Here is a 23,460-nt window from a genome sequence, read left to right as displayed (position 1 = left end):
ATGAGTTCAATCGTCGCAATCAAAGGTTTTAATGACATTCTCCCTACGCAAAGTCCTGCATGGAGACGTCTAGAACAGCATCTATCTAGCCTGATGGATGCTTATGGTTATCAGCAAATTCGCTTGCCGATTGTGGAGCAGACTCATCTGTTCAAACGTTCTATTGGTGATGCAACGGATATCGTTGAAAAAGAAATGTACACATTCTTAGACAAAGGTAATCCGCCTGAGTCTTTGACTTTGCGTCCAGAAGGAACAGCAGGGTGTGTACGTGCAATGCTTGAACATAACTTACTTCGTGGTGCTACACCGCGTGTATGGTATGTCGGCCCAATGTTCCGCTATGAAAAACCACAAAAAGGTCGCTACCGTCAGTTCCATCAATTTGGCGTAGAAACCTTTGGTGTTGCAACACCAGATCAAGATGCAGAATTGATTTTAATGACTGCGCGTTTGTGGAAACGCATGGGCGTTGCAGATAAAGTTCAATTAGAACTCAATACTTTAGGTGAGTCTGATGAACGTGCAGCTTATCGTGCGGCATTGGTTGAATTTTTAGAGTCACATAAAAATGACTTAGATGAAGATTCTCAGCGTCGTCTCACCACAAATCCACTGCGTATTTTGGATTCTAAAGATGCGAAAACACAAAGCATTTTGGAAAATGCGCCAAAACTTCACGACTTTATGGGTGAAGAAACGTTGGCTCACTTTGCCCAATTGCAGCAGTATTTGACTGACGCTGGTGTTGGTTTTGTGATCAATCAAAAATTGGTTCGTGGTCTCGACTACTACAATAAAACGGTCTTTGAATGGACAACTACACACTTAGGTTCTCAAGGAACGGTATGTGCTGGTGGTCGTTATGACGGTTTAGTCGGTCAGCTTAAAGGTAAAGCAGACCAGTCGGTGCCTGCTGTTGGTTTTGCAATGGGTATGGAGCGTTTGCTTCTTCTACTTGAACAAGTGGAAGACAATACCCCAGTGCGTGACTGTGAGCTATTCTTGGTTTCAGATCCTGCAACTCAAGGTAAAGCGTTGGTGCTTGCTGAACAAATACGTGATCAACTTGAAGCAGCGGGTAGTAACATTCGCTTAAAAGTTGGTTCACAAGGTTCAATGAAATCGCAAATGAAAAAAGCTGACCAATCGGGTGCTTTATTTGCTGTGATTTACGGTGAACGTGAGCAAGCAGCAGGGCAAGTGCTGGTAAAAGAGCTAGCGATTGCAGAACAACACGAAGTGAATGTGGCAGACTTTGTTGCCTTCATTATCGAAAAAATTTCTTCAAAATAATCCCTATAACATAAGGAAAAAGGTAATTTCATGAGCGCATTGAGTGAAGAAGAACAACTTGATAATTTAAAATCGTTTGCTAAAAAATATGGCTCTGCCATTGTTAGCGGCATTTTAATTGCGTTGATTGCCTTTTTCGGATGGGAATACTGGCAGAAGAAAACTTTGGCTGAATCACAAATGCAAACAGCCAAAGTCCAGCAGTTAATGGATGATGCTCAGTCGGCGACGGGTGACGCTTTTACACAACTTTCTGCGACTGCAGATAAAATTGTAAAAGAAGCGCCAGATTCGCCACAAGCCATCCAAACTCAGTTGCTTATGGCAAAATTGGCGTATGATAAAGCGGATTATGCCAACGCTGAAAAAGCTTTGAAAAAAGTTGAAAATTCAAAAGTTGACGATGCGGGCTTAGTTCAATTGGTGAAATTACGTTTAGCGTATGCACAATTGGCACAAAAGAAATTTGATGAAGCATTAAAAACTTTAGAAGCGGTTAAAGAACCTGCTTTTCAAGCAACTGCAGATGAAGCCCGTGGCGATGTCTATGTTGCGAAAAATGATATCGAAAATGCAAAGAAAGTTTATCAAAGTGCATGGGATGCTTTGGTTGAGCGACAAGAAGAACGTCAAATTTTACAAATTAAACTCGAAAGTGTAGGCGTTTTAGTTGATGATCCTGAAATTGAACGTCCGATTATAGATACACAAGTGGAAGCAACTGAATGAATAGAAAATACAAAATTACCTGTGCGCTGACAGTTTTAACACTTGCTTTGGCTGGTTGTGCAAATAAAGGAAAAGTAGAAAAAGTAAAACCAAATCCTTTACCAAAATTGGAACAGGCAAAAACTTTAGCACCTGTATTTTCAAACAGTGTGGCTTCAACTGAGGAAGCGGATCCACTGCGTTTACGTATGGATGCAGATAATGGCGTTGTTTTTAGCGTAAACCCTAACGGTGAAGTTCAAGCCTACAAAGGTAAAGAGCGTTTATGGCAGAAGAAAATCTCTAAGCAAGGTTTGACTGCAGGTGTTGAAGCTGCTGACGGTATCGTGGTTGTCGGTAATGCAAAAGGTCAATTATTTGCATTAGATCAGGCAACAGGTGAGCAAAAGTGGACTGCACAATTAACTGGCGCGTTACTTTCACCGTCGTTGATTCAAGCAGGTCGTGTTATTTCAGTCACCAATGATGGTACGGTATACGCAAACGATGTGGCAACGGGTCAACAAACTTGGACCTATAACTTGCCAAATGTGCAGTTTAGTTTACGTGGTATGGCAGCACCGGTATCACTCGATGCGCGTCATGTTCTCATCGCTTCTTCAAATGCCTATATTTATGTGATTGATGCATTGAGCGGTATCCCGAAAATGCAGCGTCGTGTTGCAGTGTCAGACGGTCGTTCAGATGTACAACGTCTCATTGATATTGACGGTGAACCGACTGTAGCAGGTCAATTTTTAATTACCACCAGTTATCAAGGTCAGGTCACTGCACTGGATTTAGCCAGTCAGCAAGTGATTTGGAGCAATGATGCTAGTAGCATTCAACGCCCTGAAGTTGTGGGTAATGGTGTGTTTGTTGCGCAAACAGATGGTAAAATCGTGGCTTATGAAATTACCACAGGTCAAAAACTGTGGGAAAATGATCAGTTACTCAATCGCCAGTTGAGTAATCCTGTCATGCTCGGTCAAGAGCTTGTGGTGGGTGATTTAGATGGTGTATTACACCTCATTAATCCAGCCACAGGTGAGCTTGTTGGTCGTTCAAAAACCAGTGGCGAAGTTCGCTCATTACGTGTCATTGACAACCAGCTGTATGTCTCGACTCGTAAGGGCGCTTTAAGTATTTGGCAGAACCGTTAATTTTTCTGCGGCTTATGTTAAAATAAGCCAAACCGTATTTTTGAACGCGGGGGATTGAATCATCAATGCCCCGTGTTTTTATTTATTTTAGGCATTTATCCTATTTCCATTCTTCCTAAGCTTTCTGATGTTCAGACCAGACCAAACTGGCTGATCTGGAATAAAGGTTAATCTATGAAACCCGTAATTGCGCTCATTGGTCGTCCGAACGTCGGAAAATCAACGTTGTTTAACCAGATAACCAAGAGCCGTGATGCTCTCGTTGCTGACTTTGCCGGTCTGACTCGTGACCGTAAATATGGTGACGCGACTTATCAAAACAAATCTTTCATTGTCGTTGATACTGGGGGTATTGGCGAAACTGAAGGTGGTATCGATTCGTACATGGCAGAACAGTCAAAAACTGCCATCAATGAAGCAGATATTATTGTCTTCGTTGTTGATGCTCGCGCAGGCTTATTGGCATCTGATGAGCAAATTGCTCGTGACCTACGTACGCTGGGTAAAAAAGTTTATCTTGTTGCCAACAAAGTTGATGGTGTTCATGCCGAAGCAGCTTTAGTTGAATTCTTCAAATTAGGTATGGGTGAACCACTTCAAGTGGCTGCCAGCCATGGTCGTGGTGTTCAGCAAATGCTTGAAGAAGTGTTAGCTGAAGTGCCTGAAGATGAAAGTGAAGAACAACACGATAAAGACACTGGCTTACGTTTAGCGATTATTGGTCGTCCAAACGTGGGTAAATCGACTCTAGTGAACCGTTTGTTGGGTGAAGACCGTGTGGTTGCATTTGACCAACCAGGTACTACACGTGACTCGATTTATATCCCATTTGAACGTGATGGCCGTAAATACACATTAATCGATACTGCGGGTGTACGTCGTAAAGGTAAAGTGGACGAAATGATCGAGAAATTCTCGATTGTGAAAACTTTACAAGCGATGAAAGATGCGCATGTTGTGGTTATTGTTGTCGATGCACGTGAAGGGATCGTTGAGCAAGACTTGCATTTGATCGGTTATGCGCTTGAAGCAGGGCGTGCGATGGTAATTGCCATCAACAAATGGGACAACATGTCTGACTACGACCGTAAACAGTGTAAATTAGATGTTGAACGTCGTTTTGACTTTATTCCTTGGGCAAAAATTCACTTAATTTCTGCACTTCACGGTACAGGTGTTGGTGATCTTTATCCATCGATCCATCGTGCTTATGATTCTTCGCATTTGAAAGTGTCACCTGCGAAAATCACTCAAATCTTGAATGATGCAACTGATGCACACCAACCACCAATGGTTCAAGGTCGTCGTATCAAAATGCGTTATGCACATATGGGCGGACAAAATCCACCGACGATTGTGATTCACGGTAACAAAGTTGATAAAACGCCAAATGACTATCGTCGTTACCTAGAAAACGTGTTCCGTAAAGTTTATAAACTTGAAGGTACGCCAGTCAAAATTGAATTTAAAACCTCTGATAACCCATTTGAGGGTCGTAAGTCGCAAATCGATGAGCGTACGGCTGCACGTAAACGTCGTTATGTTCAGAAGTTCAAAAAAGCGGAAAAGAAATTCAAACGCTAAGTTTGGATAAGTAAAAAAGCCTGCAGATATGCAGGCTTTTTTTCACTTTATTTATCTAAAAAGATGTAGAAATTAGTTTTTGCACTTTTTAGCTTGGCGGTAAATATCAATATTATCGAGGTTGGCTTGAGCAACTTCCATGGCTTGCTGAGCGCTGTTGCTATCCTGTTGTGTATTTTTATTGCCCGAAAAAGCCGTAGCAAATTGTCCCATACGTGCCGCTGTTTCAGATTGACCTGAAAAGGCGGATAGCGCGTTGCCAGCAAGCCCCGCCCATTTTGAAGCTTGGTTATTTTGCTGTGCTGACGCTTGGCTTAATGCCAGTTGTGATGCTTCCAATGTACGTTCGAAAGTTTTACGCTCAACGCTCAGGTCTGTGCAATCCAAGGTTTTTAAATAACTGGTGCTATAAACACTATTGTTGGTTTGGCTAGCTTGATTGAAATTTGAGGCATAGCCACGGTCTGCTTGAGCCACGGCGTTAGCAGCTTCTTGACGGCTTTGATTCATACGAGCTTCAGCTTGGTCCATAATCGCGCCATTTTTGGCACCCATCACTGCAACAGCTGCATCCAATAAACCTGCTTGAGCGAAACATGGTAGGACACAAAGTGAACTGATTAAGGTGATTTTTCTTAGCATCTGGTTTACCCCGAGTTTTAAATTAAAGTTATAAGAATCTAGAGTATTTTATCTAATTGAAGATGTATTTGAAATATTTATTATACTTAAGTATTTGAATATATTTATAATATTAAGTATTTCTTAAGTGGTTAGAAATATTTTTAAACTGAGTTTTAAAATCTCGACGAGTCAAAGGACCGATGCGCTCATCTGTAATGTGGTGTATTTTGTGTCGGAGTGTCGCATAAAATATAGCGTCATGGACGTAGTGTAAAAGATATTGGATCAACAACTTATGGCGAAAATTCAGCTTGAATATAGTGCAATTACTGACTTCTTTGTGGAGCCGCATGGCTTGAGTCGTCAAGAGGTAATTGCCGTGCGTAAACAAGCCATTTACCAATATCGCAATCAATTACTTGCGCAGCGGCTAAATAGGTCAGTTGAAAATTCAGATTTTTCAAAGTCTGCATTTGGTAAGCCTTTTCTTCCTGATTTTCCACACTTTCATTTTAATCATAGTCATAGCCAGCAGCATTATGTTTTAGCCAGCAGTGAAAAAATCGCCAATATTGGTGTGGATATTGAGGATTTAAATCGAAAAGTTTGTTTTGATGCGATGGCTCAACACAGCTTTCATCCCGAAGAATTGCTCAATTGGGACAGTTGTGAGCATGATCCTGATTTTTGGTTTAAAGTTTGGACCACCAAAGAGGCGGTACTTAAAGCGTCAGGTTTAGGGATTCGAGTGAACCTGAATGAACTGAATACACAGTGTCATCCTGAGCAGAATGGTGGGATGTGTAGCCATCCCGCAATTGGCACTTTTGCTTATCAGAATATTCAACTGCCGCATGTCATGTTGACGGTGGCATGGCAAAGTGAACAATCTTGCCGAGGCTTTCATTTGCCTAATATTGAGTTGAATGTCTTATAAATCGGTATGAAATAAAATCATCATGAAAAAAGCCCTGTTCTGGCTGAACAGGGCTTTTTTTTAAATTAATCTAAACTGGCTTTAGATTAGATTTTGCATTTTTTAGAACCTTGGTAGATACCAATGTTGTCGATGTTTGCTTGAGCAGCAGATTTGTTCGCTTGTTGAAGTTCAAGATTACCTGCTTCTGAAGTATCTTGCTCACCAGCCAAGCTGTTTGCAATGTTGCCTGCACGAGCAGCTTTTTCAGAGTTACCACCGAAAGCAGCAAGAGCGCCACCCGCTAAACCAGCAAATTTGCTCAATGATTTGCCTGGCGCTTGAGCAGATGCTTGGATGTTTGCAATGTTTTTGTCAGCAGCTTCTAAAGAGCGCTTAGCATTCGCTTTTTCAACAGCAAGAGTTGCACAATCCATCGCTTTTAATTCTGAAGATGCGAATTGAGTTGTAGCAAAAGCAGAAATTGAAATAGAAGTAACAGTTGCAAGAACAAGTAATTTTTTCATGAAATAATTCACTTTTATTGTTAGAAAATAAACGCCCGAAAGTAATGGGCGGGTGAATATTATTCAAAAAAAGGAATTTTGTCCTGTTAAAATGTGACAATTGTGTAACTTTGTGTAATTTGCGTACAAATATGATTGCAAAATTAGATGATTAGTAACACGTTACTATTTGGGTTTTTGTGCAATCCAAATATTACTTAAGCGGTTGACAAATTGCGGGCTAAACTTCGATAAATTAAATAAAAATTTAGCTTTCATCCCCACAGGTGTATGTGTGGCCATTAAGACCGTATCCTTTTTTTGTACCAAGGCATAAATTTGCTGAGCGACATCGCTCGGTTGAAGATTGACGCCAATTTTCTTAATACTTTGTGCATCAATGTCTTGCACCATCGCGGTTTGAACAAATAAAGGCATCACATCTAAAACGCGAATATTGTATTTTTGCCACTCAATATCCAAACTTTCAGTGAACCCACGTACAGCAAATTTAGATGTGGCATAGCTGGCTAAATCTGCTTGTCCATAAATAGCTGAAGCCGAAGAGAGGTTAATCACACGAGCAAAATTGCTTTGTTGTAAATAGGGGAATGCCGCATAGCAACCGTTTATCACCCCTTTGACATTGATATCAATCGTTCGGTGGTGTGCAGACAGTTCCGTATGTTCAAAGCTGCCTGAATACAGAATTCCGGCATTATTGACTAAGATATTCAGCTGACCTGCCCAAGCAACAAATTCAGCTAAAGCGCTTTGCCATTGCTCTGGTTGTGTCACATCTAAAAGCCCAGCTTTGGCATGGCTACCGAGTTCAGCAGCTAATGAGGTGACTTGAGATTGGTTAATGTCGTAGAGCCCAACTTTATAGCCTTGTTGTATGAACAGTCGTGCAATTGCTGCGCCAATCCCTTGTCCTGCACCGCTAATAAAAATACTTTGCATGTTATGCTTCCCTGAATTGAGTTGCTCATTCCCTGAGTGAATTTTGAGCATATCAAATTCTGTAATCGAAACAATGTACTGATGAGTAAATAGCTGGAGTTCACATGGAACAATTATTAGCAGTGATGAAAGAATTACGTGAAAAATGTCCATGGGATCAAAAGCAAACCCCAGAAAGTCTGACTCGTTATGCTATAGAAGAGGCCTATGAAGTTGAAGCGGCGGTTCGTTCAGGTCAGATTGACGATGTGCGAGATGAACTGGGGGATTTGTTGCTGCAAGTGGTTTTTCAGTCGCAGATGTATAGCGAACAAGGCGCGTTTGATTTTCAAGATGTGGTGCAAGCCATTACAGATAAATTAATTCGCCGTCATCCCCATGTGTTTCAGGCAGAGCAGTTTTCTGCACTCAATGCGGATGATGTGGCAACACTATGGAAACAGATTAAACAACAAGAAAAAGCAGGGAAATCAGCATCTAGATTAGATGAGGTTAAACATGCACCTGCATTAAGCCAAGCAGATGAAATCCAAAAAAATGTGGCGAAAATTGGATTTGATTTTCCAGATATTGAAGGGGCTTATGGCAAGCTTGAGGAAGAGCTAGGGGAGTTAAAAGAGGCCTTGGCAGGCAAAAAATCCGACGAAATATTTGATGAATTTGGTGATTGCTTATTTTCTCTAGTGAATGTTGGACGTAAGATTGGCATCTCAAGTGAGATGGCACTGTTAAGTACCATTCATAAATTTAGAAGCCGTTTTGCTTATATTGAAGCACAGGCCACATTACAACAAAAACATGTAGAAGACTTGTCCCTGACTGAAATGGATCAGTTATGGGAACAGGCAAAACAACAATTAAAACAACAGGCTGAATATGCACTACATCCTAAAGAATAAATGCTTTACACAACTACTTGTCTTGGTTTTGAGTTTAATGGCAGATTTAACTTTTGCGCAAAGCCCTTCGGGCTACGCGGAATGGAAAGCCATGCAGCAAGCTCAAGATCAACAATTAAAAAAGCAATCTGAGGCCACTAAGTCCAAAGCGACAACTGCACCGAGCAATGCCAACTATTATTTGTCACGCCCCAGCACCCAACAAAATAGTCGAACAGATCAGGTACGCTTAAATACAGCCTCAGTCGATGAACTGCAAACATTACATGGAATTGGTCAGAAAAAAGCAGAAGCCATTGTGCAATATCGTAAAAGTAATGGCTTATTTAAAAGCATTGATGATATTCAACAGGTTAAGGGAATCGGTCCTGCACTGTTTGCTAAAAATAAAGCAAAATTGGCACTTTAAGTGAAGTGTAAAAAAAAGAATTAGGTTAAGCTCAGCTTGAGCATTGAGATAATCAAATTGCCCTTTGATTGTGTTAGAGATATCATTAGCGACATCTTAAGAATTTTACGTTCAGACGTAGGAGACAGCGTCTTTTGCAAACTTTGCGCGCGTCCAAATGTGGTTTATCAACCGCACAATTACCTTCTTCCATTTTAGATGTGATTGATGCCTTAACTAAGGCAGGCTATGAAGCTTATATCGTGGGTGGCGGTGTCCGTGACCTAATGTTGGGTCATGCACCTAAAGATTTTGATGCCGTAACTAATGCGACACCAGCTCAGGTGAAAGAAGTCTTCGGGCGACGTTGCCGAATTATTGGTCGTCGTTTTGAGCTGGTGCATGTCTACTCAGGACGTGAACTGATCGAAGTTGCGACCTTTCGTGCGCCACCTAAAAAAGCCGTGACTTCTGCTGCGGGCATGATTTTACGTGATAATAATTGGGGTACGATTGAGCAAGACTTTGCACGTCGTGACTTCTCGATCAATGCAATGTATTACCAACCACGCAAAGGTGAAGTGCTAGATTTTTGTCATGCAGTAGATGACATTAAGCATAAAACGTTGCGTTTATTGGGTGATCCACAATTACGTTTTGAAGAAGATCCTGTGCGGATGCTTCGGACTTTACGTTTTGCAGCCAAATTAAACTTTAATATTGATGAAAAAATTCTGGATGTTTTTACTCCAGAACTCACTCAATTGCTGCGTGATGTGTCTCCACATCGTTTATACGATGAGTCACAAAAGCTCTTTACCATGGGGCATCTCAATCGCGTCTTACCGATGCTGATCGATTTTGGTATTTGGTATCAATTATTTGCAGATATCAAACCGGTCGTAACCCCATTTATTGAGTTGGCTGCAAAAAATACCGATCAACGTATTTCGATTGGGAAAACCATTAACCCTGCATTTTTCTATGCCGTGTTATTGTGGATTCCGTTCCAAGAACGTTGTACGTTCTATTTGAATAAAGGTGTGGTTCCTGCTGAAGCGCGTGCTCAAGCAGGCTTGGATGTATTGAAACGTCAGGCTACACGAACCATTATTCCACGCTTTGCAGAAACATTTATTCGTGAAGTTTGGGAAATGCAAACCCGTTTGCTGAATCCAAAACCACAGCAAATTGAAGCACTATCAGGTCATGCGCGTTTCCGTGCAGGCTTTGACTTCTTGCTTCTGCGTGAAAAATCGGGCGATACAAGCACGCAAGGTATGGGCCAGTGGTGGGATGCTTATCAGCAGATGAGCACTGACGAAAAAGAACTGGCAATTAGCCAATACAATCGTCAACGTGCCAAGAGTCGTCGTAAAGCGGCGCATGAAGATGTGGAAGCCAAAACTTCTACTCATCAGCAAGTTGAAATTGAACCGCTGGTGAATGAACCAGAAAGCAGAAGTCGCCGTCAACGTAAGCCTAAATCACATGCCAACAGTCCAGCGACAGTGTCAATCGTGGCAGCGTCAGCCAGTGGTGAAATTGGTGCAGATCATCCGATTTTAAAACGTAAACGTGTGAAACGAGATTTGACTCAGGTTATTTTTGGGCCAACACAATGACGCTGACATATATTGGTTTAGGCAGTAATTTAGGTGATTCTCTACAGATCCTTAGTGAAGCGGTGCATAAACTTGCAACACTCGGAAAAGTGAAAGTCTCAAAACTGTATCAAAGCCCGCCAATGGGGCCACAAGATCAGCCGAATTATTTAAATGCAGCGGTTGCATTAGAAACTGATCTAGCACCTTTGGCCTTGTTGGATGAATTGCAACGCTTTGAACAAGAGTCGGGGCGTGTACGCCTACGTCATTGGGGGGAGCGTACACTGGATTTAGATTTACTGATTTATGGTGAACAGCACATTCAAAATGAACGTTTGACGGTGCCTCATGTTGGTGTTTTAGAACGTGATTTTGTGTTGAAACCTTTGTTGGATTTAGATGAGAATCTACAGATTAAAGGACAATCATTAAAAGATTTACCTATTTTGAATAATCCAAATTTAACTGTATTGGATGCAGGAAACTGGGCCCATCTTTAATTTTTGTATGACCACTTGAGAAAGCCGTCATCTGAGGAATATTGAAATGATTAGTCTAAGTGACTTGAAAAAATTTAAAGCGGAAGGCCGCAAATTCTCCTGCCTGACTTGCTATGATGCGAGCATGGCAAAAGCAATGGAAGTTGCTGAAGTCGATAGTATTCTGATTGGCGACTCATTGGGGATGACCATTCAAGGGAATGACTCAACTTTGCCTGTCACTGTTGAAGATATGGTATATCACACTGCTGCAGTGCGTCGTGGCAATAAACATGCGTTTATTTTGACTGATTTGCCATTTATGACCTATGCCACTTTGAATGACGCTTTGGTGAATTCAAAGACTGTGATGCAAGCAGGCGCACAGATGGTCAAATTGGAAGGTGGTGCATGGTTGTCAGAAACAGTTGAAGTATTGACCCGTAATGGTATTCCAGTGTGTGTGCATTTAGGGTTAACTCCGCAATCGGTTCATGTGTTTGGCGGTTATAAAGTGCAAGCACGTACACGCGAAACCGCGGATCAACTCATTGCAGATTGTAAAGCTGTGGTTGATGCAGGTGCAGCAATTTTACTTTTGGAATGTGTTCCTGCCCAAGTGGGTAAAGAAATTAGTGAATTATTCCCAAATACACCTGTGATTGGGATCGGTGCCGGTGCAGAAACGGATGCTCAAGTCTTGGTTCAACAAGATATGTTGGGACTGACGTTTAGTCACGTGGCGAAATTTGTTCGCAACTTTATGAAAGAGCAAGCAGGGGAAACAGCAATTGTGGATGCGTTTAAGGCGTATCATACTGCCGTACTTGATGGTAGTTTCCCTGCCAAAGAACATACATTCCAAATTGAGCTGTAAGACATGAAAACTGAAACAACGATTCAAGGTTTAAGTGCATCGCTAAATCCAGCACGTGCTGCGCGCAAAATCATTGGTTTTGTACCAACGATGGGGAACTTGCATGAAGGTCACCTTAATTTAGTTCGTGAAGCACGTAAACTGTGTGATGTCGTGGTGGTGAGTATTTTCGTTAACCCAATTCAGTTTGGTCCAAATGAAGACTTTGACAACTATCCACGTACTTTGGAACAAGATCAGCACTTATTGGCTGAAGTGGGTTGTGACATCGTGTTTGCACCGACTGTTGAACAAATGTATGGCAACAAACCGCGCTTAACCAATATTAGCGTGGGCGGCATTACCAATGATTTGTGTGGCGAACAGCGTCCGGGTCATTTTGACGGTGTTGCTGTTGTTGTGACAAAACTCTTTAATATTGTTCAACCGAATTTTGCATTCTTTGGGCAAAAAGATTACCAGCAACTTGCAGTGATTCGTCAGTTTGTACGTGACTTAAATATTCCACTAGAAGTGATTGGTGTGCCGATTACTCGTGCTGAAGATGGTTTGGCATTGAGCTCACGTAATGGTTATTTAAGTGCGGAAAATCGTGCGATTGCACCAACGATTTACCAAAGCTTGAAAACGGCTGAGGCAGAATTACATGCTGGAACTCAACTTGCAGATGTGTTAGCGAATATTAAAGCAACATTGACAGCAGCGGGTTTTGTTGTGGACTATGTTGAAGCACGTACACCTGAATTACAGAAAATTGAAGAATTTGATCAAGACGTGGTGTTGTTTATTGCGGCTAAATTAGGCGCAACACGTCTTATTGATAATATGCAGGTTAAATATACTGCAGTTTAAAACGGCTATGGGGTAGCAAGCGATGAAGCGCATTTTAATTGTTACAGGACAATCTGGATCTGGAAAGTCATCTGCATTACAGATACTTGAGGATTTAGGCTATTACTGTATCGATAATTTGCCATTGGCCTTACTCCCCGAAATTGTTGAAAAACTTGATTCAGAAAATAATCTTGAACAATTGGCACTGGGTGTGGATGTCCGCAGTACACGTGCAGATTTACAAGAGTTCGATTTGGTTTTTCAACAGCTACAACGCCATGGCTCAGTCGATATTATTTATTTGACCACGCGTGATCAGGAATTGATTGCGCGATTCAGTTCATCTCGACGTCCCCATCCGTTGGCAAGTCGTTTCAAAAGTTTAAATGAGTGCATACAGGAAGAAAAATCTTTACTGTTGCCGATTCAATTACGCTCGACAGTACATATTGATACTACAGATAAGAGTGTACATGATTTAAAACATACCTTGCTGTCTAAACTTGGACAGGCAGATAATTTAATTTTGATCTTACAGTCTTTTGGCTATAAGCATGGTATTCCACTCGATGCAGATTATGTTTTTGACGTCCGTCATTTGCCCAATCCGCACTGGGATATGGAATTACGTAAGTATTCAGGATTAGATGAGCCAGTTCGTCAATTTTTACAGCAAAGTGAACAAACCAATGAAATGTTCCAAGATATTTATAATTTCTTGGATAAATGGCTGCCGGCATTTGCCGAAGGGCATCGTCATTACATGACGGTGTCGATCGGTTGTACAGGTGGGCAACACCGTTCGGTATATATCGTAGATAGACTAAAAAAAGCACTTGAGGCAAAATGGTCTATTCAGGTTCTACATAGAGAAATGAAGCACTGGTCATGATCGACACAACTGTTGACGTAATTAATAAACTGGGTTTACATGCGCGTGCATCTGGCAAGCTAATCGAAGTCACGACCAAATTTCGCTCGTCGATTCAAATTGGTAAGGGTGGAAAATTAGTAGATGCCAAAAATATTATGTCTTTGCTGATGCTTGGCGCAGGCAAGGGCACAACTTTACGCTTAGTGATTGAAGGTGCAGATGAAGAAAAAGCTTTGTCTGAAATTCAAGCACTGTTTGCAGCAAAATTTTACGAGGCAGATTAAACGTGGCACGTCGACCGAACCGCTATACCGAAGAAGACTTTGAATCCTTAGAAGGACGTGCAAGTAAAACTGAGCAAAAGAAAGCTGTACAACGTATGGCTGCTTTGGGCGAGGAACTTGCAAAACTGAATCCTAAACAGATTAAAAATCTTCCTGTAGAAGAGCGTCTGATCGAAGCACTACTTGATGCACAAACCATTACTTCACATGAAGCGCGACGCCGTCAGTTTCAACGTGTAGGTAAATTGCTGCGTAATGAAGATGAAACCATGATTTTATCTTACTTAACCCCGCAGCAAGGTGCGAAAAAAACAGCGCAGCTTCAACGCTGGACTGAACGTATGATTGCCCAAGGTGAACCAGTCATTAAAGAGTTCATGAAAGCACATAATGCTGCTGAACATCATCCTATTCGTCAGCATATTTTGCGTATTCAACGTGATATAGCAAAAAATGTAAGCGAAGAAGAACTGACTGCGTCAAAGTTGAAATTGTTTAACTACATTCAACAAGTGGCTTTATTATCTGATAACTAATGCATGATTAGATAACCAGGTACTTAGATAGCTCAATGATCAGAGAATTCAACATGATCTGATCATTGAAGCAAAACGTGAAGTTATAGACTTCACATCAAAAAAGCGACCTGATTAGGTCGCTTTTTTTGCTTAAATGATTGAAAAAATCATGCTTGGCTTTTGAGTTTTAATATTAACCAAATTCACCAACAGCGCGCTCTTTAGCCCATTCACGGAGAACGAACTTCTGAAGTTTACCTGTCGAGGTTTTTGGAATTTCGGTAATCACTACATCTTTAGGTACTTTGAAACGTGCAAGGTGCTGCTTACAGAATTCGATCAGTTCTTCAGGCGTTGCTTCTTTACCTGCTTTTAATTCAATAAAGGCACAAGGCACTTCTTGCCAACGAGGGTCAGGTTTTGCAACCACTGCAGCGGTCAGTACAGCAGGGTGTTGATATAGAATTTCTTCTACTTCGAGCGATGAAATGTTTTCACCCCCTGAAATGATCACATCTTTAGAGCGGTCAGTAATTTTGGCATAACCGTCAGGTTGGCAGACTGCTAAGTCGCCGGTATGGAACCAGCCACCGGCAAAGGCTTCAGCCGTTGCTTCTGGGTTTTTCAAATAGCCTTTCATTACGATGTTGCCACGGAACATGATTTCACCCATGGTCTGGCCATCATGCGGAACAGGTAACATGGTTTCAGGATCAATGACTTTCATGCCATCTTGAAGCGGGTATGGCACACCTTGGCGAGAATGCAACTGTGCTTGTTCTTGAATGGAAAGATCAGACCAACCAGCTTGCGATGCGCAAAGTGCCGATGGACCATATGTTTCAGTCAAACCATAGACATGTGTGACATTAATACCAATATTACGCATCCCTTCAATAATCGCTGCAGGTGGCGCTGCACCAGCAACCATCACTTCAACGCGATGGTCAAATTGCACTTTTTTCTCTTCAGGCGTATTGATCAACATTGAAAGTACGATTGGCGCACCGCAGAAATAATCTACTTTGTGTTCTGCAATCAATTTGAAAATCAGTTCAGGGTCAATTTTACGTAGACAAATATTGGTTCCGCCATTGGCTGCCATTGTCCATGCAAAGCACCAGCCATTACAGTGGAATAGAGGAAGCGTCCACAGATACGTTGCACGTGGCGTCATGCCGCAAGCAATGATGTTACTCGCTGCATTGATATATGCGCCGCGGTGATGATACACCACGCCTTTTGGATTCCCTGTGGTACCCGAGGTATAGCTTAAACTAATCGCATCCCATTCATCTTGAGGTAAGTGCCATTCAAAGTTCGCATCGCCTTGCGCCAACCAGTCTTCAAATTCGATTTGTCCAATCGGTTGTGCTGTACCTTCAAATTCAGCATCTGCAACATCAATGACATAAATGTCTTGATCGATCAAAGCCAAAGCTTCGGTGGCAACTTGAGCAAATTCAGGGTCAACCAACAGGACTTTGGTTTCTGCATGTTCCAGCATGAAGGCAATGGTTTTCGCATCAAGGCGTGTATTTAGCGTATTTAGTACAGCACCCGCCATCGGTACGGCAAAGTGTGCTTCAACCATAGCCGGAACGTTCGGTAATAACACAGACACGGTGTCGTTTTTGCCAATGCCTAATTGTTGCAACTGATGTGCAAATTGACGACAGCGGTTATACGTTTGGCGCCATGAAATATGACGATTACCGTGGATAATGGCATCCTGATCAGGATAAATATAGGCTGCACGCTCTAAATAACGTAGAGGCGAAAGTGCCACAAAATTTGCCGGGGTCCGTGGCAATTCATCGTATGCGCTAACCATCGTGGTACTCCAAGTCCATATATATTTGTTTTAAATCTGACTTAACAATAATTCAGTCCGTAGCTTCTCTGCATTTATGCTTTAGTCGAGTATTTATACTAAATTTTTAAGTGATTGAAATTGAATAAAATAAAAACAATAAGGTGAGGAAAATGAACCCTGTAGTTCTCAAAATTGATTTTTTAGCATAAATAATTTAGTTGAAAAATATATAGGTGTTGTTGGTTTTTATACTGATTTGGCAGATATTTCTGTGTGTGATCTTTTTTATTGATTCGGTTTGAATGATGCTTAACGAATAATGTAGAGCGCCTTGAATAGTCTTTGTGGGGATATAAACGAATGATATTTTCTTTAATTGATCGTGGATTATTTGCTGTTTTATAACAATAAACTTAAATTTGAGTAGATGCTGAACTTCGTATAATCTAAGTAAAAAATCAAGATGGCTTGTGCATCAACATTGCAAAAGCGGAAATCAAAAATAAAACAATACGGCTGAATACAATAAAAAGTATGGCGATAAGGATGAATATGACAATTCAACACGACATTGCATGGGAAAATTGGTCAGGTGCTCAGAAGTCGATCCCGAAGTCATTTATACAACCGAAAAATCTTGAGCAGTTAATGGAGGTGGTTCAATCCCAACCTAAGATTCGTATGGTTGGCGCAGGGCACTCTTTTAGCCCTTTGGCAAAAACTACAGATACCTTAGTAAGTTTAGATCATCTCAAAGGTATTCTAGATATCGATGCTGAACGCTGCCAAAGTACCGTCCAAGCTGGCACACGATTATTTGATTTGGGCGAGAAGCTCGCGTCTTTTGATCAGGCACTGATCAATCAAGGAGATATTGATCGTCAAAGTTTGGCTGGAGCTATCGCAACAGGGACACATGGCACAGGACTCGAATTGCCGTGTTTATCGGCACTGGTTAAGGGGTTTGAGTTATTAACCGCGCAGGGCGAGTTACTACAATGCAGTGCTGAACAGAACAGCGAAATTTTCCAAGCAGGGCGTGTTTCACTCGGGAGTTTAGGCGTGCTGACGCATGTACAGCTGCAAAATCGACCGATGTATAAACTCAAAGAACAGACGCGATTATGTCCACTGAACGATGTCATGCAGAATATGCAGCAATGGCAATATGAACATCGACATATTGAGTTCTGGGCATTTAGTCATGCCGATCAGGTTATTTTAAAAACCTTAGATGAGACGGAAGATAACCTTCAACCTCGAAAAGAACAGTGCTTAGATGACGACGTATTACTCAAACTTTGTGCAGAATTGACGCGAATTTTTCCACCACTGAATCCATGGCTACAAAAATTATTAGGTGTTTTTGTCAAACCCTCGATGAGCGTAGACTGGTCAAGTCGAATTTTTCCTTCTGCTCGAAGTACCAAATTTAATGAGATGGAATACCAGATTCCGCTGCAACACGGGATGAATTGTTTAGAAGAAATTTTGCATACCCTTCGACGACATAAGGTTCCGATGTTTTTCCCGCTAGAATATCGACTTGTACGTGGGGATGATATTTGGCTCAGTCCGTTTTATCAGCAAGATTCGGCCTCAATTTCGGTGCATCAGTTCTATAAGCAAGATTATCAAGTCATCTTTAAGCTCGTGGAGCCGATTTTTTTAAAATATGGCGGGCGTCCGCATTGGGGGAAATTGCATAGCCTAAATGCGCGGCAGCTTCAAAATGTGTACCCCAAGTGGCAAGATTTTTTGAATATTCGACAAGAATTAGATCCTCAGCAAAAGTGGCTCAGTCCAGAGCTACAGCAATTACTGATTGAATAAGCGTCGTGGAAGGTTAAACACTGAAGACCAATTGAACGATATGAAAAAGGGGATGGCATGGATGCATATTTTCAACAGTTGAATACGCTGTTAAAGCAAAACGGGACGGGGATGCCCCAGTTAATCGTGGATGTTGATGCATTAAATCACAACTTGGTGATCACTCAGCAGCAAATACCACATAGTCTGCATCCGCGCTTGGTAGTGAAATCCTTGGCGTGCATGGCATTGCTTCAACACTGTGCTACACAGCTCAAGACACAGCGTTTCATGCTATTTCATTTTGTACATCTGAAAACACTTTTCGAATCGATACCGCAAGCCGATGTGTTGTTTGGAAAACCGATGCCGATTCAGGCCTTGAACCATGCAGACAAGGCGTTTTTGCAGGCAACGCAATCGCAAGTGCAATGGCTTATTGATAGTGAACAGCGTTTAGCCCAATACCTCAAATTTGCTGAGCAGCATCAACTGTGTCTACGCATCAATATTGAAATCGATGTTGGGCTACATCGTGGTGGTCTAAAAACGATCAATGAGCTAAAGGCTGTTTTGGATGTAATCGTTCAACATCCTCAACATTTAAAATTTTCAGGATTAATGGGCTATGACGCACATGTGGCGAAGATTCCACGGCTGATCCAATCTGCTGAACAGACTTATCAACAGTCCCAGCAAAGTTATCAACAATTCAAAGCTTATGTACAACAGCGCTACCCAACCTTATGTGATGAACACACCTGTTGGAATGGTGGTGGTAGTCCTAGTTTTAGTTTTCATTGTCAGCAGAGTGTCTGTAACGAAGTCTCGTTTGGCTCGATGTTATTAAAACCCGCAGATTTTGAACTGAAAAATTTACAAGCTTTCCAAAGTGCCTTGTGGATCGCCACGCCTGTGTTAAAAGTGTTGCCGCGGACTGAATTACCACAGTTAGAATGGCTCAGTCGTTGGGCAAAATATCAGGCTGTATTTATTTATGGAGGCTATTGGCGAGGGGACTATGTTTATCCTCAAGGCAGTCAGCCCCATGCGTTATATGGTCGCAGTAGTAATCAGGAGCTTGTGCAAATTCCACAGACAAGCAGCATAGATGTAGATGATTATATTTTTTTACGCCCTACCCAGAGTGAAATGATCATCCCTCAATTTGCACAGCTTTGGTTGTACCAAGCTGATCAATTCATGGCCTTTGAGACCTTCAGAGAATAAAAAAGCGTCCTTACGTTCTTTGGTTCAATTGTTTCGCAATTTTTTTTACGTGCGTAACATCAGTTATGAATGAGAACGTGATTATTATGTTGACAGCATAAAGCGCATTTCGGCTGAAATCTGCTTGAATTATCAGGAGTCTTGTAAAAGGCGGTAGAAAAATCAACTTCTATGGGATTAGAGGTTTATTAAAGTTGACAGGGCGTGTAAAATTTAGGTCGAATTTTATTTATCCACCGTTTTTATCTTTTGAGGGTCTCCCTCGATCATAATCTCGCGGTGACATGCTCCATTGTACGGGGCATCACTCCTTAAGGATTTTTATATGCCAATTATCACTTTGCCAAATGGCGATCAAAAAGAATTTGATCATGCCGTATCTGTGATGGAAGTTGCTCAAAGCATCGGTCCTGGTCTAGCAAAAAATACAGTTGCGGGTCGTGTAAACGATCGTTTAGTTGATGCGTCTGATTTAATTACAGAAGATGCTAGCCTACAAATTATCACGCCTAAAGATGAAGATGGTATTCACATCATTCGTCACTCTTGTGCGCACTTGGTGGGTCATGCAGTTAAGCAATTGTTCCCAGAAGCAAAGATGGTCATTGGTCCTGTCATTGAAGAAGGTTTCTACTATGACATCTGGATGCCACGTCCCTTTACTTTAGACGACATGGCAGCAATCGAAGAGCGCATGAAAAAGCTCATCGACCAAGACTATGATGTCATCAAAAAAATGACTCCACGTGATGAAGTGATCCAAGAGTTCACTGCACGCGGCGAAGAATACAAACTGCGTCTGATCGAAGACATGCCTGAAGAAACTGAAATGGGCTTGTACTACCATCAAGACTACTTGGACATGTGCCGTGGTCCGCACGTTCCAAATACTAAATTCTTAAAATCGTTCAAGTTGACTAAAATCTCTGGTGCTTACTGGCGCGGTGATGCGAAAAACGAACAGCTGCAACGTATTTACGGTACAGCTTGGGCTGACAAAAAACAGTTAGCTGCGTATATCAAACGTATTGAAGAAGCTGAAAAACGCGATCACCGTAAAATTGGTAAAGCGTTAGACTTGTTCCATATGCAAGAAGAAGCGCCGGGTATGGTGTTCTGGCATCCAAACGGCTGGACGATTTACCAAGTGCTTGAACAATACATGCGTAAAGTTCAACAAGCCAACGGTTACCAAGAAATCCGTACACCGCAAGTGGTTGATTTCACGCTTTGGGAAAAATCAGGTCACGCAGCAAACTATGCTGAAAACATGTTTACGACTCACTCAGAGAACCGTAACTATGCAGTAAAACCAATGAACTGCCCATGTCACGTGCAAGTGTTCAACCAAGGTTTAAAATCTTACCGTGACCTGCCAATCCGTTTAGCTGAGTTTGGTTCATGTCACCGTAACGAACCATCGGGTTCATTACACGGCATTATGCGTGTACGTGGCTTTACCCAAGATGATGCGCATATCTTCTGTACCAAAGAACAAATCGGTACTGAAGTTGCAGACTTCATTAAATTGACTTTAGATGTTTATAAAGACTTTGGCTTTGAAGAAGTACAAATGAAGTTGTCGACACGTCCAGAAAAACGTGTGGGTGATGACAAACTTTGGGACATGGCGGAAAAATCTTTAGCAGATGCTTTAGATGCTGCAGGCCTAGAGTGGGAACTTCAACCGGGTGAAGGTGCATTCTACGGTCCGAAAATTGAATTCTCACTCAAAGACTGCTTAGGTCGTGTATGGCAGTGCGGTACAATTCAATGTGACTTTAACTTACCAGAACGTCTTGACGCATCTTATGTGACTGAAGATAACGACCGTGATCAGCCTGTAATGTTGCACCGTGCAATTCTTGGCAGTTTCGAGCGTTTTATTGGTATACTTATTGAACACTATGCTGGTTTCATGCCACCTTGGTTGTCTCCAATTCAAGCATGTGTGATGAACATTACCGATTCACAAGCTGAAGCATGTGAGTCAGTCGTCGCTAAACTTAAAGAAAGCGGTATCCGCGCGATTTCAGACTTGAGAAATGAGAAAATCGGCTTTAAGATTCGTGAACGTACTTTAGAGCGTATTCCTTACTTATTGGTTCTTGGGGACCGTGAAGTTGAGGAAGGTACTGTAAACGTCCGTACTCGCTCTGGAAAAAATTTGGGTACTATGTCAATTGATGCATTCGTTGACCTAGTAAAAGCAGCCGTAGCCGAACGCGGCCGGTACATTGTGGAGTAAAAGCGATTAAACAGCCTGACCGTAATCAACAGGGCGGAAAATCAAACCGTCCTGCCTTGAATGATGAAATTCGTGCAAAAGAAGTCCGTCTAGTAGACGAAAATGGCGAGCAAAAAGGGATTGTATCTCTTGCTGACGCTTTGCGTGCTGCAGAAGCAGTAGATCTTGACCTTGTTGAGATTGTTGCTAATGCTGAGCCACCAGTCTGCAAAATCATGGATTTTAACAAGCATTTGTTTGATCTAAAACAAAAGCAAAAAGAAGCGAAGAAAAAACAACATCAAGTACAGGTGAAAGAAATCAAGCTACGCCCTGGTACTGATGTTGGTGACTACAACGTTAAACTACGTGCCATTATCAAGTTCCTTGAAGAAGGCAATAAGGTAAAAATCACGCTTCGTTTCCGTGGTCGTGAAATGGCACACCAACAGTTAGGTTTGGCTCAATTGCAAAAAATTGAAGCTGACGTGGTTGACTATGGTGTTGTTGAACAAACCCCGAAAATGGAAGGCCGTCAAATGGGTATGCTGCTTGGTCCTAAAAAGAAAAAGTAAGTATCCATTAAAAAAGCACTGCATTTGCAGTGCTTTTTTTTGCCTATATTTTGGTTTTTTAATCTCAATGATGTTCAAGGGCACCAATAATTTTTGCTGCGTATTGATTGGAAAATAGAGCAAAATTCATGAATGCGAACTTATGTCTGAGGGTATTGAGTAAGTTTCTTTAAGAAAGACAAATTTGATTATATTCTAATTGATATTCAATCGTTGTTTCGATTCAGACGTTTTGAAATGCTTTAATTTAGTTTTAATGTAGGTATAAAGTGAGCAAAGCTTTTTATTGAGCTAACTATGTGAGATCTATTTACATAAAACAGGCCGTGAAATAGGGGTTTTCAGTACCCTCCAATAGATTTTCATCTTGGTAATATTAGGTCGTATATTCCATGTCATAAAAGCAATCAGAACAAAGTACATTTCATATAAATAGATAGTAATACAGAGTAGGATTATTTTTTGCAAGATACGTCAAAATTTAAAAAGAGTAGATGAACAGCTTGTAAGCCAGACCCACCAAGGATTCATTAAAAACACCTATATGGAGTATTTAGTTTGGAATAAAAAATCAGAACATAAAATTTGCAATCTAGACACTATATTTTTGAGATGGGATGATTTTAATTCTTTTTTATCATGTTACGAATTTAACTATTTTTTTCAAAAAAAAGACCCCGAAGGGTCTTTTTTTTATGAGGGTTTACTCAGCGCTATTTTCTTGGACAGGACTTTCTATCAATGCCTTTTTGCCAATTGGAATTTGGCGTGGCAGTTTTTCTTCAGGAATAATACGCTGTAAGTCCACTGTCAATAAACCATTTTCATATAGGGCTTGTTGCACTTCTATATGTTCATCTAAGCGTAAAGACAGTTTAAATGTACGACGAGCAATGCCTTTATGCAGGAATTCCACAGTTGTATCTTGCGCTTCAGTTGGTTTACCTGAAATGCTTAGCACTTGATTTTCTAAGTTTAGCGAAAGTTCATCTTCTGTAAAACCTGCGGTTGCCACCACAATGCGATAGCTATTTTCAGCCGTTTTTTCAATATTGTATGGCGGGTAATTTGGTGTGTCGCTTTGCATGGCATAATCAAATAAATCGTTGAAACGATCAAAACCAATGCTACGACGGAAAAGTGGGTTAAGATTTAAACTACTCATAATTAGAACTCTCTTTAATAAGCAAAGTTGTAACAATAAGAAATGTTCAGTGATGCTTGGCATCCACTGTTCACTAACAAGATCGTTTGATCCTTGTACATGTATCAATATCGGT

23 protein-coding genes are annotated in these 23,460 nt (G+C 41.4%); 18 read left to right on the top strand and 5 right to left on the bottom strand.

The features are described 5' to 3' along the window. The 4 genes from hisS (at position 1) to der (ending at position 4,751) form a co-directional block, all read left to right on the top strand. Positions 1–1,296, top strand: a complete 1,296-nt coding sequence (gene hisS / locus FTV38_RS01805) for a histidine--tRNA ligase (protein ID WP_180005380.1) — start codon at positions 1–3, stop codon at positions 1,294–1,296. 30 nt (positions 1,297–1,326) lie between these two features. Continuing rightward, positions 1,327–2,025: a tetratricopeptide repeat protein gene (locus tag FTV38_RS01800; protein WP_078189608.1), complete on the top strand. Its 699-nt coding sequence runs from the start codon at positions 1,327–1,329 to the stop codon at positions 2,023–2,025. After that, entirely contained in the window at positions 2,022–3,167 is a 1,146-nt protein-coding gene (bamB, locus tag FTV38_RS01795; protein ID WP_180021000.1) for an outer membrane protein assembly factor BamB, read from the top strand. The genes FTV38_RS01800 and bamB overlap by 4 nt, the downstream gene beginning before the upstream one ends. Positions 3,168–3,341: 174 nt before the next feature. Then, a complete protein-coding gene (der, locus tag FTV38_RS01790; RefSeq protein ID WP_078189606.1) occupies positions 3,342–4,751 on the top strand; it encodes a ribosome biogenesis GTPase Der in 1,410 nt (469 codons plus the stop codon). Positions 4,752–4,823: 72 nt separating this feature from the next. On the opposite strand, the gene FTV38_RS01785 is transcribed toward der, so the two are convergent. Further along, positions 4,824–5,393: a hypothetical protein gene (locus FTV38_RS01785; RefSeq protein ID WP_180020998.1), complete on the bottom strand. Its 570-nt coding sequence runs from the start codon at positions 5,391–5,393 to the stop codon at positions 4,824–4,826. 277 nt (positions 5,394–5,670) lie between these two features. Here FTV38_RS01785 and FTV38_RS01780 point away from each other — a divergent pair, with 277 nt between their 5' ends. Next, positions 5,671–6,312 (top strand): 4'-phosphopantetheinyl transferase superfamily protein, encoded by a 642-nt coding sequence (locus FTV38_RS01780; RefSeq protein WP_180020995.1) that lies wholly within the window; start codon positions 5,671–5,673, stop codon positions 6,310–6,312. 86 nt (positions 6,313–6,398) lie between these two features. Here the strand turns inward: FTV38_RS01780 and FTV38_RS01775 are convergent, their stop codons facing one another. Together FTV38_RS01775 and FTV38_RS01770 are read right to left on the bottom strand one after the other, a co-directional pair. Continuing rightward, positions 6,399–6,818, bottom strand: coding sequence for a hypothetical protein (locus FTV38_RS01775; RefSeq protein WP_180007221.1), 420 nt, complete (start codon positions 6,816–6,818; stop codon positions 6,399–6,401). Positions 6,819–6,983: 165 nt separating this feature from the next. After that, positions 6,984–7,760, bottom strand: coding sequence for an SDR family oxidoreductase (locus FTV38_RS01770; protein WP_180020993.1), 777 nt, complete (start codon positions 7,758–7,760; stop codon positions 6,984–6,986). A 104-nt stretch (positions 7,761–7,864) separates the two neighbouring features. Here FTV38_RS01770 and mazG point away from each other — a divergent pair, with 104 nt between their 5' ends. The 9 genes from mazG (at position 7,865) to yjgA (ending at position 14,538) form a co-directional block, all read left to right on the top strand. After that, complete coding sequence (gene mazG / locus FTV38_RS01765) at positions 7,865–8,659, top strand: nucleoside triphosphate pyrophosphohydrolase (protein ID WP_180020991.1); 795 nt, start codon at positions 7,865–7,867, stop codon at positions 8,657–8,659. Further along, on the top strand, positions 8,637–9,068 hold the full coding sequence (locus FTV38_RS01760; RefSeq protein ID WP_168378463.1) for a ComEA family DNA-binding protein: 432 nt from the start codon (positions 8,637–8,639) through the stop codon (positions 9,066–9,068). The genes mazG and FTV38_RS01760 overlap by 23 nt, the downstream gene beginning before the upstream one ends. A gap of 134 nt (positions 9,069–9,202) precedes the next feature. Further along, positions 9,203–10,672 carry a polynucleotide adenylyltransferase PcnB gene (gene pcnB / locus FTV38_RS01755; RefSeq protein WP_180020989.1) on the top strand — a complete coding sequence of 490 codons (1,470 nt, stop codon included), beginning with the start codon at positions 9,203–9,205 and terminating at the stop codon, positions 10,670–10,672. Further along, positions 10,669–11,154, top strand: coding sequence for a 2-amino-4-hydroxy-6-hydroxymethyldihydropteridine diphosphokinase (folK, locus tag FTV38_RS01750; RefSeq protein WP_168378465.1), 486 nt, complete (start codon positions 10,669–10,671; stop codon positions 11,152–11,154). The genes pcnB and folK overlap by 4 nt, the downstream gene beginning before the upstream one ends. Positions 11,155–11,200: 46 nt before the next feature. Beyond that, a complete protein-coding gene (panB, locus tag FTV38_RS01745; protein WP_180020987.1) occupies positions 11,201–12,010 on the top strand; it encodes a 3-methyl-2-oxobutanoate hydroxymethyltransferase in 810 nt (269 codons plus the stop codon). A 3-nt stretch (positions 12,011–12,013) separates the two neighbouring features. Next, positions 12,014–12,862 carry a pantoate--beta-alanine ligase gene (panC, locus tag FTV38_RS01740; protein ID WP_078192648.1) on the top strand — a complete coding sequence of 283 codons (849 nt, stop codon included), beginning with the start codon at positions 12,014–12,016 and terminating at the stop codon, positions 12,860–12,862. Between the two features lie 22 nt (positions 12,863–12,884). Continuing rightward, entirely contained in the window at positions 12,885–13,736 is an 852-nt protein-coding gene (gene rapZ, locus FTV38_RS01735; RefSeq protein ID WP_078189595.1) for an RNase adapter RapZ, read from the top strand. Then, positions 13,733–14,002 (top strand): HPr family phosphocarrier protein, encoded by a 270-nt coding sequence (locus tag FTV38_RS01730; RefSeq protein WP_067763492.1) that lies wholly within the window; start codon positions 13,733–13,735, stop codon positions 14,000–14,002. Before rapZ ends, FTV38_RS01730 begins: the two co-directional genes overlap by 4 nt. Before the next feature lie 2 nt (positions 14,003–14,004). Next, the gene (yjgA, locus tag FTV38_RS01725) at positions 14,005–14,538 is read left to right on the top strand and encodes a ribosome biogenesis factor YjgA (RefSeq protein WP_168378467.1); all 534 of its coding nucleotides are present in this window, start codon (positions 14,005–14,007) and stop codon (positions 14,536–14,538) included. Between the two features lie 175 nt (positions 14,539–14,713). Here the strand turns inward: yjgA and FTV38_RS01720 are convergent, their stop codons facing one another. Beyond that, positions 14,714–16,354 carry an acyl-CoA synthetase gene (locus tag FTV38_RS01720; RefSeq protein ID WP_180020985.1) on the bottom strand — a complete coding sequence of 547 codons (1,641 nt, stop codon included), beginning with the start codon at positions 16,352–16,354 and terminating at the stop codon, positions 14,714–14,716. 534 nt (positions 16,355–16,888) lie between these two features. Here FTV38_RS01720 and FTV38_RS01715 point away from each other — a divergent pair. From FTV38_RS01715 to infC, 4 genes are all read left to right on the top strand, one after another. Next, positions 16,889–18,169 (top strand): D-arabinono-1,4-lactone oxidase, encoded by a 1,281-nt coding sequence (locus tag FTV38_RS01715; protein WP_180021183.1) that lies wholly within the window; start codon positions 16,889–16,891, stop codon positions 18,167–18,169. 57 nt (positions 18,170–18,226) lie between these two features. Next, a complete protein-coding gene (locus FTV38_RS01710; RefSeq protein ID WP_180020983.1) occupies positions 18,227–19,378 on the top strand; it encodes an alanine racemase in 1,152 nt (383 codons plus the stop codon). A 325-nt stretch (positions 19,379–19,703) separates the two neighbouring features. Continuing rightward, positions 19,704–21,626, top strand: a complete 1,923-nt coding sequence (gene thrS, locus FTV38_RS01705) for a threonine--tRNA ligase (protein ID WP_180020981.1) — start codon at positions 19,704–19,706, stop codon at positions 21,624–21,626. 5 nt (positions 21,627–21,631) lie between these two features. Further along, positions 21,632–22,180, top strand: a complete 549-nt coding sequence (infC, locus tag FTV38_RS01700; RefSeq protein WP_078192643.1) for a translation initiation factor IF-3 — start codon at positions 21,632–21,634, stop codon at positions 22,178–22,180. Between the two features lie 703 nt (positions 22,181–22,883). On the opposite strand, the gene FTV38_RS01695 is transcribed toward infC, so the two are convergent. Further along, on the bottom strand, positions 22,884–23,345 hold the full coding sequence (locus FTV38_RS01695; RefSeq protein WP_168378471.1) for an Hsp20 family protein: 462 nt from the start codon (positions 23,343–23,345) through the stop codon (positions 22,884–22,886). Between the last annotated feature and the right edge of the window lie 115 nt (positions 23,346–23,460).

It is taken from the genome of Acinetobacter sp. YH16044 (genome assembly GCF_013417145.1).
Classification (GTDB): Bacteria; Pseudomonadota; Gammaproteobacteria; order Pseudomonadales; family Moraxellaceae; genus Acinetobacter; species Acinetobacter amyesii.
The sequence above is the reverse complement of the archived record's forward strand: the minus strand, read 5'-3'. Positions and strand labels throughout refer to the sequence as shown.